General features: G+C 50.3%; 12 protein-coding genes. 7 read left to right on the forward strand and 5 right to left on the reverse strand.

The genetic code is table 11. From position 1 onward, the window contains the following. Positions 1 to 119: 119 nt before the first annotated feature. Together H8K26_RS00160 and H8K26_RS00165 are read left to right on the forward strand one after the other, a co-directional pair. Complete coding sequence (locus H8K26_RS00160) at positions 120 to 845, forward strand: response regulator (RefSeq protein WP_190476451.1); 726 nt, start codon at positions 120 to 122, stop codon at positions 843 to 845. Next, positions 845 to 2,194, forward strand: a complete 1,350-nt coding sequence (locus tag H8K26_RS00165; RefSeq protein ID WP_223826765.1) for an ATP-binding protein — start codon at positions 845 to 847, stop codon at positions 2,192 to 2,194. The genes H8K26_RS00160 and H8K26_RS00165 overlap by 1 nt, the downstream gene beginning before the upstream one ends. Before the next feature lie 54 nt (positions 2,195 to 2,248). Here H8K26_RS00165 and ygiD read toward each other — a convergent pair whose 3' ends face one another. Next, complete coding sequence (gene ygiD / locus H8K26_RS00170) at positions 2,249 to 3,025, reverse strand: 4,5-DOPA-extradiol-dioxygenase (RefSeq protein ID WP_190476453.1); 777 nt, start codon at positions 3,023 to 3,025, stop codon at positions 2,249 to 2,251. A 222-nt stretch (positions 3,026 to 3,247) separates the two neighbouring features. Here ygiD and H8K26_RS00175 point away from each other — a divergent pair, with 222 nt between their 5' ends. Next, positions 3,248 to 3,703 (forward strand): DUF2721 domain-containing protein, encoded by a 456-nt coding sequence (locus H8K26_RS00175; protein WP_222611381.1) that lies wholly within the window; start codon positions 3,248 to 3,250, stop codon positions 3,701 to 3,703. Positions 3,704 to 3,725: 22 nt separating this feature from the next. Here the strand turns inward: H8K26_RS00175 and H8K26_RS00180 are convergent, their stop codons facing one another. Beyond that, complete coding sequence (locus H8K26_RS00180) at positions 3,726 to 5,108, reverse strand: hypothetical protein (protein ID WP_190476455.1); 1,383 nt, start codon at positions 5,106 to 5,108, stop codon at positions 3,726 to 3,728. A 171-nt stretch (positions 5,109 to 5,279) separates the two neighbouring features. On the opposite strand from H8K26_RS00180, the gene H8K26_RS00185 reads away from it, so the two are divergent. Continuing rightward, positions 5,280 to 6,947, forward strand: coding sequence for a long-chain fatty acid--CoA ligase (locus H8K26_RS00185; protein ID WP_190476459.1), 1,668 nt, complete (start codon positions 5,280 to 5,282; stop codon positions 6,945 to 6,947). 61 nt (positions 6,948 to 7,008) lie between these two features. Here H8K26_RS00185 and H8K26_RS00190 read toward each other — a convergent pair whose 3' ends face one another. Together H8K26_RS00190 and H8K26_RS00195 are read right to left on the reverse strand one after the other, a co-directional pair. Further along, entirely contained in the window at positions 7,009 to 7,437 is a 429-nt protein-coding gene (locus H8K26_RS00190; protein ID WP_190477567.1) for a PaaI family thioesterase, read from the reverse strand. Between the two features lie 40 nt (positions 7,438 to 7,477). Continuing rightward, entirely contained in the window at positions 7,478 to 8,167 is a 690-nt protein-coding gene (locus tag H8K26_RS00195; protein ID WP_190476461.1) for a glycine-rich domain-containing protein, read from the reverse strand. Positions 8,168 to 8,401: 234 nt separating this feature from the next. Here H8K26_RS00195 and H8K26_RS00200 point away from each other — a divergent pair, with 234 nt between their 5' ends. The 3 genes from H8K26_RS00200 to H8K26_RS00210 all read left to right on the forward strand — a co-directional run bounded on the left by H8K26_RS00200 (position 8,402) and on the right by H8K26_RS00210 (position 12,075). After that, complete coding sequence (locus H8K26_RS00200; protein WP_190476463.1) at positions 8,402 to 10,069, forward strand: methyl-accepting chemotaxis protein; 1,668 nt, start codon at positions 8,402 to 8,404, stop codon at positions 10,067 to 10,069. Positions 10,070 to 10,114: 45 nt separating this feature from the next. Beyond that, a complete protein-coding gene (locus H8K26_RS00205; protein ID WP_190476465.1) occupies positions 10,115 to 10,978 on the forward strand; it encodes an HDOD domain-containing protein in 864 nt (287 codons plus the stop codon). 131 nt (positions 10,979 to 11,109) lie between these two features. After that, a complete protein-coding gene (locus tag H8K26_RS00210) occupies positions 11,110 to 12,075 on the forward strand; it encodes an MBL fold metallo-hydrolase (protein ID WP_190476467.1) in 966 nt (321 codons plus the stop codon). Positions 12,076 to 12,192: 117 nt separating this feature from the next. Here the strand turns inward: H8K26_RS00210 and H8K26_RS00215 are convergent, their stop codons facing one another. Continuing rightward, a complete protein-coding gene (locus H8K26_RS00215) occupies positions 12,193 to 12,408 on the reverse strand; it encodes a SlyX family protein (protein ID WP_317889223.1) in 216 nt (71 codons plus the stop codon). Between the last annotated feature and the right edge of the window lie 145 nt (positions 12,409 to 12,553).

Raw genomic sequence — 12,553 nt, forward strand, 5'->3', positions numbered from 1 at the left:
TAACAACGCCGGAACGCGTGTCCGTCCGATGTTTCGTACTATGTCGGCAAAGCGTTATCATAACAAGACGATACAAACCCACAATGCCTTTCACGGAGACCCGGTTCATAATGAAGACCATGGATACCTCAAATAAAATACTCATTGTTGACGATGACCGCGATATCCGCAGTTTACTGGCTGAATATCTGGATCAGAACGGCTATTCCGCTGTCATGGCGGCAGATGGCACCGCGATGTGGGCGGCATTACAGGAACATCAATTTGAACTGATCGTCCTCGACCTTAATTTACCCGGTGATGACGGTCTGACTTTATGCCGGAATCTTCGCAGCAAATCGACGATTCCCGTCATTATGCTGACCGCGCGTGGCGAACCTTTAGACCGGATACTCGGGCTGGAAATGGGTGCTGATGACTATCTGCCGAAACCATTTGAACCACGCGAATTGCTGGCACGCATACGCAGTGTATTAAGGCGGACACAAAATAATCAGCTGGGCTCGAATAACGACGGTTTGCAAAAACTGAAATTTGCCGGCTGGGTGCTGGATATGACGGCTCGCCATCTGATCGCCCCGGACGATATGGTCGTTTCCTTGTCCGGTGCCGAATACAGGATGTTGAATATTTTTCTCGAACACCCGAATCGCGTTCTGAATCGGGATCAGTTATTGAATATGACGCACGGCCGCGATGCCGATCCTTTTGATCGTTCTATCGATATCCAGATCAGCCGTCTGCGCCAGAAACTCCGGGAAGATGCGCGCTCTCCGCAAATCATTAAAACAGTTCGTAACGGCGGCTATGTGCTGGCGGTGACTGTAACGGCAGAGAAGCACTGATGGCGATGTTGTCGTCAATGTGGGGGCGGGTTTTTGGCGCGCTTCTGATCGGTGTTTTATTATCCGCCACCCTGACAGTATGGCTGGCCTTTGGTGAGCGCGAAAAAACGCTGATGCAATATCGCGAGTCACATTCTATCGACAGGATAGAACAGTTAATCAGTGCGCTCGATACCTTGCCCACAGCAAACCGCGAGAGTTTTCTGGCGACGGCTCCGCGGTTGGGGTTACAAGTCACCACATTACCCGAAAATATCAGCGATACCGGGCCACGCTCGGATTACGCCAGAGCTGTCAGCGAACGGCTGGGTCGGAATTTCCGCGTACTGTCTCTGCCGACTGATCCGTCAACCTGCCCGCGTCCACCCAAAAATGCCGTGCTGATGCGGGTGCCATGTGAGGCTCTCAGTATTACCTTGCACGATGGCACCGTGTTACGTCTGACGGTGATGCCACCAAAAACACCAGCGCCACCGCTGCGTGATGATTTCATACAATATTTCTTTTTATTTCTGACCTTCATTGCAGTATTAGCCTTGATTATCGCCCGGATGACGATGCGTCCCCTGCGCCATATGGCAGAAGCGGCCACGGCACTGGGGCAAGACATTAATCGTCCGCCCTTACCTGAAAAAGGTGCCAGCGAAATCGTCACCGCAACGCGGGCATTCAATGCGATGCAGGCCCGGATACGCCACCATATTTCACAGCGCACACATATGCTGGCGGCGATTACTCACGATTTACAAACACCCTTAACCCGTTTGCGTCTGCGCTTGGAAAAAGTCAGTGATGCTGAATTACGCGAAAAATTGATCGGTGATTTATCCGCCATGCAGATGATGATCAGGGAAGGGTTGGATCTGGCGCGCAGTATAGAAAGCAGTGAAGCGCGCCGACCGCTGGATATTGATTCACTGCTCGACAGTGTTTGCAGTGACGCCAGCGAGGCGGGGCAAGACGTCAGTTTTTCAGGATTGCCAGGAATAACCGTCCTGGCTAAACCTCAGGCGCTGCGGCGCTGCCTGACGAATCTGATTGATAATGCTGTCAAATACGGACATTACGCAAAAGTCAGTATGTCAAAAGAAAAAGAAGGCGGCAAAGACGTTTTACAGATTTTCATACGGGACGGCGGCACAGGCATTCCAACGGAACTGCAAGAAAAAGTATTCGAGCCGTTTTATCGCATGGAAACATCACGCTCGCGCGAATCCGGCGGTTCTGGCCTCGGGCTGACCATCGCGCAAAATATCGCACAACAACATGACGGACAACTGCATCTACACAATCTGCCCGAGGGCGGTCTGGAAGTACGCCTGACCCTGCCCATTCAGAATCCGCAATAACTGTCTGCCAGAAAGCCCTATAGTCACATAGTCGCGGGCTTTCCGGCACTCGCCTCATGATATGAGGACAGTCATCATACTAATGGCACCGAGATCCATACCATCCACTACGATCTCGGTCTTGTCATGACCATTTTTACTTCCCATCACATACAGCAACGGCAGAAAATGTTCAGAGGTCGGTACGGAGAGTGCCGCATCCTGACCGAATTGCTGGTAATTCACCAGCTTTTCAGTGTCATCTTCAAGAATGGCCTTGCGCATAACATTATTGAAGCGGTGCGCCCAGTCAAAACCGGGCGACTGAAAAGCCATACGGCGTAAATTGTGCACCACATTGCCGCTCGCCATCAGCATGACGCCCTCGTCCCGCAAGGCCGCCAGTCTCTGTCCCAATTCGAAATGCCAGCTGGCCGGCTGGGTCAAATCCAGACTCAGTTGTATCACTGGAATTTGCGCCTGTGGATACATTTTCACCAATACCGACCAGGTACCGTGATCCAGCCCCCATTGCTGATCGAGTACCACCGGTAACGGTGCAAGATGTTGTGTAATATGCTGCGCCAGCGCCGGATCGCCGGGAGCCGGATATTGAATGTCAAACAAGGCTTGCGGAAAGCCACCGAAGTCATGAATCGTCTGTGGCTGCTTCATTGCCGTTACCGCCACACCACGTGTCATCCAGTGTGCCGATATCATCAATATCGCTTTTGGCGCAGGAAAACGTTGCCCCAACGCCTCCCAGGCCTGGGTATAAATATTATTTTCAATGGCGTTCATGGGGCTGCCATGTCCGACGAAAATGGCTGGCATGCGCTGTGACTGAGTCATAAATATAAGTCCTGACAGTGATCTGGTTTTGAATCTATCAACAATATATGTAACCTGAGGTCAATTATTGCAAGCACAAACCGGTATCAGTCAGGCACACAAGCTACAGATAGTTAACAGTAACGGGCTCTAGGATAGAATATTTTTGAAAAGCAGGTAGGGAAGAACATCAATGCAATTCAACCACAAGGTAGAATCACGCAAAAATTAGAAAGGAATTCCATGATCAGTCTTCAGCTTGGCGACGTCAGCCATATTATCCAACTCGCGATTGCCCCCGTTTTTCTGCTGACCGGTGTTGGCACGAAACTGGCCGTACTGACCAGCCGTCTGGCAAGGATTATCGACAGAGCGAGGGTGGTGGAAAATTTACTGCAGACAAACGCAACGGTGGGTCTCGAAGAGGAACTGGTTGAATTATTTCAACGCTCACATCTGATTAATCGTGCGATTACGCTGAGCACAACCTGCGGCTTATTGATCTGCCTGGTGATTGCGGCGTTGTTCGTCGGGGATGCGATTGGTTTAAACCTTGATAAACTGATTGCGGGTCTGTTTGTTGGCGGTATTTTGTCGCTGATCGGCAGCTTTGTTTATTTTATGAGTGAAATTATCGTTGCAACAAGAACGCTGGATCGCCAACATCAACGCGACAGAATCAGACATTTGCAACGCTGATTCTGTCGTCGGCATATCGCTTTCAGTTCTTGGGCTGTACCTGCACCAGCAAATCGACACTGGCACTTCCGGGGTTGGCCACCGTAATCGGAAAATAGTCTGCCGACACCCGGAAGCTCAGCGTTGTCGCGACAGATACGGTCGGCGCGATAAAACCAGCAATCTGGGAATTCGTACCGACCAGTGTCACCAGCGGCGTATTTGTCTGTGTCCAGCTGAAATACAGCGGCGATGATCCAGTGTAATTCGGTGTTTCTGCTTTCAACTGTACGCTGGCTCCGCTCTGCACTACCTGCACCAGATTGTATGAAGTTAATGTAATCGGTGGCAGGGCGCTGACAAAGAACACCACATCTTTTTGTTTAACGGTATCTGCCGAAGTACCATCCGCAGCAATCGGTGCAGTAGAGGCGTTCAAGGTAAATACATAAGTTGACGTGGTCGTGACAACGCTGGGAAAGACAACGCTGGCAACGCTACTGGTCGGGTTGTAGACCGTCAGCGGGGTAGCGCCCGACGGACCGGATTTGAATTTCCACAGATAATAAATCGTACCGCTGACTTCTTTGCCATTAACGTCATACATCGTAGTTTTGCTGCCATCCAGCGCCACCGCAGCGCCGGGTTGCACGGTGCCGCCACTGTAAGAAATCGGTACGATCGTTGGCTTGAGAACAGGCGTGATCGTGATTTTCTGTGTCGCGGTACCCGTCTTTTGTTTATCGTCAGTGACACGGCATTGCAACTTGACGGTCGTGGCATCTTTCACTACGGGTGCGACAAAACTGCTGCTGGCACCAGTCGTGCTCGCCAGAGAAATCGTCAGACCGGCTGCATCTTCGACCACCCATTGATAGGCATAAGCGGCGCCACTGGTGGCAGGCGTTCCGCCACTACCAGCGCAACTCAGGCTGACCTTATCACCGGAAGTCACGCTCGCGTCAGCACCGGTCTGCGCCACAGGATTATTGGTCACCGAAGCGGATTGCAGTACCTTTAATGTCGTCGAAGTGCTGGAGGTATTTCCCTTTGCATCAGTTGCCAGCAAGGTCAGCTTATAAGTGTAGTCGGCAGTCAGTTTTGCGGGAGGCGTCAGTTGTAAGGTGCAACTCGCCGAATTGCCCGAGGTCTGCATCGTTTTACAGTCGGCATTCGTGATCGCTGTCAGCGGATTGGCACCCAGCGTCAAAGCCTCGGTCTGCCAGGACATTTGCGTTATCTGTCCCGCAGAGCTGCTGGCCTGCCCGACAAAGCTGAGTGCATCGCCAACTGACACCGTGGATGCAGAGGGCACGCTGACAGCAACCGGGGTGCTGCCAGCGCTAGTGCTGCCAGTACCGCCTCCACCACAAGCGGACAACAGAATGCTGATGGCACTAAAAGTAATTAATCTGCTGAAAACCACGGTAACTCCGATATGAAAATTGAGACTGACAGCACATTGTAACGTCAGCAGTAAAACAGAATATGTTCAAAATTACAAAACTCAGAAATTAGTTCCAATTTTACGAACGATCATGCAATTCCAGCTGAAATATGGCACTCTAAATAAAACACTATTCCAAGGAGACTCTGAATGAATACCGCTCACTACGTCCATTGGCCAAAAGGGCTGCCGCACCATTTGATCGTCCCCTCCATCAGTGTGTATGAAAATCTGCAGATTTCCGCGCAACGTTACCCGGATAAAGCTGCGATCATATTTTACGACTCCGTGCTGACTTATCGTCAGCTACATCAGGAAGTGCTCGCTTTAGCCGGATATCTGCAACAGGTTTGCGGTATCCAGCGTGGTGACCGGGTGCTGCTGGATATGCAGAACAGCCCGCAGTTCGTCATCGGTTTCTACGCGATTCTGCGGGCAGACGCGATGGTCGTGCCAGTCAACCCGATGCTGATGACGGACGAACTTGATTACTACATTAAAGACAGTGGCGCCAAAGCCGCACTGGTGTCACAGGATGTTTTTCCACGATTAGCACCACTCGTCGGCAGCACGGCACTCCGGCATGCAGTGGTGGCGACATACTCAGATCATCTGACTTGCGACACCACACTGACCGTTCCTGAGTTCGTCAAAGCCGTGGCCAATGTACCTGCGTCGCCTCAGATCACGCCGTGGAAAACGGCGATTGCTGCAGCTCTGGCTCCCGCCGCACATCAGGCGACACCGGATGATCTGGCCTGCATGCCTTATACGTCTGGCACAACAGGGCATCCGAAAGGCTGCATTCATACCCATCGCTCGGTCATGTTCAATATTGTCGCCAGCCCGACCTGGTCCGGCCCTATCGTGCCCAATAACGTAGCACTTGCAGTGCTGCCTTTCTTTCATGTCACCGGCATGCAATCCGTCATGAATGCCTCGCTTTACTGTGGCGGCACGCTGGTGATTTTGCCACGCTGGGACAGAGACGTTGCGGGACAACTGATTACTCGCTACCACGTCACCAACTGGACACTGGTGCCATCGATGATGATAGATTTTTTATCGAATCCACGTCTGCCGGAATATGATATTTCCAAACTGACGCGCGTATCCGGTGGCGGTGCTGCGATGCCGGCGGCAATCGCACAAAAATTGCTGGATCTGTCGGGTCAGGTATATATGGAAGGTTACGGTTTGTCTGAAACGATGGCGCCATCACATCTGAATCCGCCACAAAGAATGAAACAGCAATGTCTGGGCATACCCTTTTTCAATGTCGATTCCCGCGTTGTTGACCCCATTACGATGCAGGAAGTCAGACAAGGTGAGACCGGCGAGATCTGGATACACGGCCCGCAATTATTTCAAGGCTATTGGAATGATCCGGAAAAAACCGCCGATGCGTTCGCTGAACTCGACGGTAAAAAATTTTTCCGTTCCGGTGATCTCGGCTATATCGATGAGGAAGGTTTTTTCTTTTTTACGGACAGACTGAAACGCATGATCAATGCCAGCGGATTTAAAGTCTGGCCAGCCGAAGTCGAATCCATGATGTATCAGCATCCGGCGATACAGGAATGCTGCATCATCGCAGCACGGGATACCTATCGCGGTGAAACGGTGAAGGCGCTGATAGTCAGAAAACCTGGTGCAGTGATTCACCCGGAAGAAATCATCACCTGGGCGCACGAGAAAATGGCGGCTTATAAAGTGCCGCGTCTGATTGAGTTTGTCGAGACGCTACCCAAATCCGGTTCGGGCAAAATCATGTGGCGCCTGCTGCAAGAAAAAGAAGCCGCAAATAACGCGGCTTAACAGACTGAGAAACATCCGCTGAGATGGTGCACAGGCTGTATGCACCATCTGCAAGCCAGCCTCATTTTGGATAAAGTATCATTTGCGTGCATCGGAATAAGGCTATCGTCTTTCCCTCGTATGTCACTTCGGCATCCCATAACTGAGTCGTGCGCCCGAGGTGAGATGCGGTCGCTACCACTTCGATTTTGCCGCTACGGGCAGTTCCCAGATGATTCGATTTTAATTCTATGGTTGTAAAGCTGTGCGCGCCTTCTGGCAAACTTGCCATGCAAGCGTAGCCGCAAGCAGTATCGGCCAGCGTGATCACGCTACCGGCATGTAAAAAACCATTCGGTGCCAGCAAATGAGGAAGTACTTCCAGTTCACCATGTGAGCGACCTTTTTCTACCGACAACATCCGTACACCCAGATGACCAGGTAAAAAGCTGCTACCCAGCTGATTCAGTTTTTCGGCATGTTCTGCCTGATTTGATAACACTTTTTCCATCTTCATCTTTCTGTTTTTTTCATTCACCGGCAAACGATCGTTAATCGCCGCCACATCCACCGCTGCATGATGAGCTGTCACCACCACTATCGGCAACATCGCCAAAAGAAGTGGAATCGCCAAAATCAATGCTGTCTCCAGTACTTCCCCCGGTATAAAAATCTCCGCCGCAGTACACAGTGCCATCGCCATTTTTGCGTAAGGCACAGCAGTCTGGTTCATAACGGAATCCATCTGCAATATTCCACTTTGCATCCAGCGCAAACAGCAAAGGTAAGCGTGTAGCGCTGCGTGGATTAATATTTTCTTCAAGGCAGGCAAACCACCAGGTGCGACGCAAACCAATATTACTACGCTGGCTCTCACCTAACACAGCCGCCGGGGTGTGGTGCATGTAACGGCCAAAAGCTTTTTGACAAAAAGCATCGTAGTTTTTTGTGTACAAAATAAATTCGTGCCACAAATCATCCACCACTTGTGACGGCATAGAGATATGCTTGTATCCAGACTTCAGATACACCAAAAAGAATTGTCGCAGTGCTCTGGCCACCAGTTGTCTATCCTTCAATGATAAGTCTGGACGACGTTGATGCAAGCGTTCCAACAGGCCAGGCGGGAACATATAACTACGGATATAGTCGGCTCGCATGACCCGTCGTGTACGCAACCAGACAAAGAGCAATGCCGCAGCAAGAGCAGATATCAATACGAAAGTAACAACCAGGATCATTCTGACAAATTCCTATCTTAGAGGATATGCAACAAAGTGAATCGCGGACTCAGAAGCTGACAGGCCGGTACAACAACAACACGATGCTTCTGGCATTGCATTTGCTTAAAAGATTGAACGGCATTGAGTGAACGATAAAGTCCGGTCACAGGCGATACCTGAACCGGATCGATTATTTCACGGACGTTATTTTAGATGCAATCATTTGATTAAAATTACTCAAAGGACGCCAAAATGAATCTCCGCCAACTTCATATCGGAACACGTCTCGCAACTGGTTTCGGCGTTATCCTGGTTTCTTTGATTGCGATGCTCGTTATCGGCAGCGCGCTCAGTGCACGCAACCGGCAACAGATGCTGACAGGCATAGAACTGTCTCATAGCAAAACAGCACTGGCAGCAAAAATGAGAAGCAGCATGCTGGAAGGTGGTATGGCAATCCGGAATATAGGATTGCAGACAGATCTGGCTGAAATCGACAAACAAAAACTGATCGTCAAAAATCAGCAGAATGCATTTAACGAAGCGCGCCAGAAATTAACGGCGTTGGGGCTCAACGATGCAGAGAAAAAAATTCTCGATAGCGTGCTCAGCTTAGATCAACAAGTCGATGGCCCGACCAAGGAAGCATTCAAAATGCTGCTGTCGTTTAATGGTGAAGAAGCGGTCAAAGTGATCTCCACGCAGATCGATCCTTTGCAACAAAAAGCACTGCAGGAAATTAACAAGCTGGTTGCATTGCAGGATGCCGCCTCGGCTGAACTGGCGGCGCAATCGGAAAGTTCTGCAAACAAAACCATAGGAACATTGGTGCTCATGGCGTTGCTTGTTTTATGCGCAGGCATCGCTTTTTCTGTGTTACTCACACGCAGTATCACTGCACCATTACGCGAAGCAGTGGCAATTGCGAAGCAGGTCGCCGCCGGTGAGTTATCTTTTCATGCAGAACCTGAAGGCAATGATGAAATCAGCGAACTGCTGCTGGCGCTGAAAGAAATGAACGACAATCTTTATCACATTGTCAGCGAAGTCAGACAAGGCACGGATGCCATCGCCATTGCGTCGGTCGAAATTTCAACCGGGAATGCTGATCTTTCATCACGCACAGAAACACAGGCAGGCGCATTGGAAGAAACGGCCAGCTCCATGGAAGAAATCACCGCAACCGTGCGCCAGAACGCAGACAATGCTCGTCAGGCAAACGCGCTGGTGACTTCGGCATCGAATTTTGCGGTCAAAGGCGGCGAAGAGGTCGGCAAAGTTGTTCACACCATGAATTCGATTAAAGAAAGTTCGCGTAAAATAGTCGACATCATCAGTGTGATTGATGGAATTGCATTTCAAACCAATATTCTGGCGCTCAATGCCGCAGTAGAAGCTGCTCGTGCCGGAGAACAAGGGCGCGGGTTTGCCGTGGTGGCAAGCGAAGTCCGGAATCTGGCACAACGCAGTGCCAACGCCGCCAAAGAAATCAAAACCCTGATCGGTGATTCAGTAGAAAAAGTCGGAACTGGCGACAAGTTAGTCGAAGCAGCGGGCAAAACCATGAATGAAATTGTCCGTTCCGTCAAACATGTGGCGGACATCATGGCTGAAATCACCGCAGCAGGTCAGGAACAAAGTTCCGGTATTGAAGAAGTCAATCGTGCGATCACACAGATGGACGAAATGACTCAGCAAAATGCGGCGCTGGTAGAACAAGCCGCCGCAGCAGCAGAAAGTATGGAAGAACAGGCAGGCAATCTTGCGCGTGCGGTATCTGCATTTAAACTCGACACAGACGGACGTCACCATCGTCCCGTACAGCGGGTGCAGAAAGAAATCACCGATACGGCTACACCCATGTCTCTGCTTTCTGCGACGGCTGGAGCAATTGTAAAAACTCTAGGGATGAAAACATGACTCCCACCATCAGACGTCTGGAAAAACAGACGATAGTCAGCAGATATGAAGAAGTCAGCAGTTATAAAGTCAGAAGCATTACGTAATATCGTTGCACAGATCAGCTCGGGCGAACTGGTTTTTCCCGCCAACGTCCGGGCCACTTTAAAAATTCAGGAAGCGCTTGATGAACCGAAATACGGGACAGACGAGATCGCGAAACTGATTATTCAGGAACCGTTGGTCGCCGCCCGCGTCATTGCCGTCGCTAATTCCGTCGCCTACAGCCGTTTTGGCGGAGGCATTACCAATGTCCGCATGGCGATTTCCATTCTGGGATTCAGCACCTTACGTTCCGTTGTCGCCGCCGTGATCATGCGCCAGATATGTCTGGCAATTTCCGATAATGCCATCCGGGAAAAGATGGAATATCTGTGGGTGCATTCCGCAACCGTCGCTGCAATGGCGCATCTGTTAGCACGTAAAGTCAGCAAAATTGATCCTGAAACTGCACTGTTTGCCGGTGTTGTCCATGAAGTTGGCGGTTTCTATTTACTGTCGCGAGCAGAAGAGTTTCCTGCATTATTAGAAAGCGGAACAGAGATCGATTATCCGTCGGCAGACCAATCCCACGAGCTGGAAATTGCCCGCGCAGTGCTGCAAAAATTGCTGATTCCCAAGCGGGTCATGAGCAGCATAGAAAGCTGCTGGCATGGAGCCCCTGTATTTCCACCAGTCAGCCTGGGTGACACCTTATTGCTGGCGAATCATCTTACCGATACGGTCTCTCCGCTGAAGCAACGCCGTCAGACGAAGTTGGCAGCGGACACCGGCAAAATCGACTTCATGGTCGGAGACAAGTCTTTACAAGAAATTCTGGCTGACTCGAAAGAAGATCTTGGTTCCCTGACCGAGGCGCTGATCTCCTGATTTTGTGCATAACCAGCCCAGTCAATCATAGCAGCCCACTAGAAATAGACTGGTCATCTGCAGGCTTTGCATTTATTCGGCATAATCAGCTTCCCATGTTTGCCCGACCAATGACTTTGAAGGAAGAACAAATGAAAATTTCACATCTGTTATCTGCAGGAATCCTTGCTACTGCCAGTGCCTTGACACTCTCCGTCAGCACGGCCTATGCAGCCGCACCTATGGTAAAAACTGCTGCACCGGGTTATTACAGAACGATGTTGGGTGACTTTGAAGTCACGGCAATTTCAGACGGCACGGTACAGCTTCCTGTGGATAAGTTACTGACAAATACCACACCCGCGAAAGTCAATAAAGCACTCGGTAAATTGCACCAGCACAGCCCGTTGGATACCTCTGTCAATACTTATCTGATCAATACCGGCAGCAAATTGATACTGATCGATACCGGCGCTGGCGCTTTATTTGGTCCGACTCTGGGAAAAATGCAGGCCAACCTGAAAGCTGCAGGTTATCAGCCAGAACAAGTCGATGAAATTTACATCACGCACATGCATCCAGACCATGTCGGCGGTCTGATGAACGGCGACAAAATGGCCTTTCCGAACGCAGTGGTACGCGCTGATCAGCATGATGTTGACTTCTGGCTGAGTCAGGCCAATCTGGACAAAGCGCCACAAGAAAGTAAAGGCTACTTTCAAGGCGCAATGACATCACTGAACCCTTATGTCAAAGCAGGACAATTCAAATCCTTCGACGGCGCCACAGAACTGGTTCCTGGTATTAAGGCAATACCAGCTCACGGTCATACCGCCGGCCACAGCACTTATAAAATCGAAAGCAAAGGGCAGACACTGGTACTGTGGGGGGATCTGATGCATGTGGCAGCGGTACAGTTTGAGAATCCATCCGTCACGATACAATTTGATTCTGACTCGAAAGCTGCGGCTGTTGAACGCAAGAAAAGCTATGCCGACGCGGCACAACAGTCTTATCTGGTAGGCGCGGCACATCTGGCTTTCCCGGGTCTGGGCTATGTGCGCAAAGAAGGTAAAGGCTATGCCTGGGCACCATTAAATTACGCACTACAGCCATAATCAGCTTCGTGCCTGCGTCATAGCGCAGGCAACAACAAAAAAGGACGAATCGCCTTGCGGCTTTCGTCCTTTTTTTATCTGCCGTATTTTCAGCAACCGGCAATGCTGAGTGAAAATTTAATAATGCGGCGGTCTTTCATCGAGTACCGTATTTTTCTGACTCGCCATCACAGCCAGCTCACGGATACGGCCTGCCATCGCAGCACACAAAGCTTCCAGCTCATCAATTTTTTTCTGCTGGCGATACACCTGCGTATTCAGGGTATCCACCAGATCATCCTGCCGTGACAAACGGATTTCCAGATCAATCAGACGTTCTTCGGTATTCATCATGCAACCACTTGATAGGAAAGGGGTCCCAGTATGCCACATACTGGGACGACAAAAAATTCACGTTTCGGCATGTTTTCAAAGCAAAGCAATCCACTACAAATCAGGTGCATCACTTTGTTTTAAAAACGCACCCGTGCTAGTCAGT

The organism is Cognatundibacterium aquatile, assembly GCF_014699135.1.
Taxonomy (GTDB): Bacteria; Pseudomonadota; Gammaproteobacteria; order Burkholderiales; family Burkholderiaceae_D; genus Undibacterium; species Undibacterium aquatile.

What these genes read in the sequence shown, in the direction of transcription:
- H8K26_RS00205 (WP_190476465.1), top strand. Translation starts at nt 10,115, where the DNA reads ATGAAGAAGTCAGCAGTTATAAAGTCAGAAGCATTACGTAATATCGTT.
- H8K26_RS00160 (WP_190476451.1), top strand. Translation starts at nt 120, where the DNA reads ATGGATACCTCAAATAAAATACTCATTGTTGACGATGACCGCGATATC.
- H8K26_RS00195 (WP_190476461.1), bottom strand. Translation starts at nt 8,167, where the DNA reads ATGATCCTGGTTGTTACTTTCGTATTGATATCTGCTCTTGCTGCGGCA.
- H8K26_RS00185 (WP_190476459.1), top strand. Translation starts at nt 5,280, where the DNA reads ATGAATACCGCTCACTACGTCCATTGGCCAAAAGGGCTGCCGCACCAT.
- H8K26_RS00165 (WP_223826765.1), top strand. Translation starts at nt 845, where the DNA reads ATGGCGATGTTGTCGTCAATGTGGGGGCGGGTTTTTGGCGCGCTTCTG.
- H8K26_RS00215 (WP_317889223.1), bottom strand. Translation starts at nt 12,408, where the DNA reads ATGATGAATACCGAAGAACGTCTGATTGATCTGGAAATCCGTTTGTCA.
- H8K26_RS00175 (WP_222611381.1), top strand. Translation starts at nt 3,248, where the DNA reads ATGATCAGTCTTCAGCTTGGCGACGTCAGCCATATTATCCAACTCGCG.
- H8K26_RS00190 (WP_190477567.1), bottom strand. Translation starts at nt 7,437, where the DNA reads ATGGAAAAAGTGTTATCAAATCAGGCAGAACATGCCGAAAAACTGAAT.
- ygiD (WP_190476453.1), bottom strand. Translation starts at nt 3,025, where the DNA reads ATGACTCAGTCACAGCGCATGCCAGCCATTTTCGTCGGACATGGCAGC.
- H8K26_RS00200 (WP_190476463.1), top strand. Translation starts at nt 8,402, where the DNA reads ATGAATCTCCGCCAACTTCATATCGGAACACGTCTCGCAACTGGTTTC.
- H8K26_RS00210 (WP_190476467.1), top strand. Translation starts at nt 11,110, where the DNA reads ATGAAAATTTCACATCTGTTATCTGCAGGAATCCTTGCTACTGCCAGT.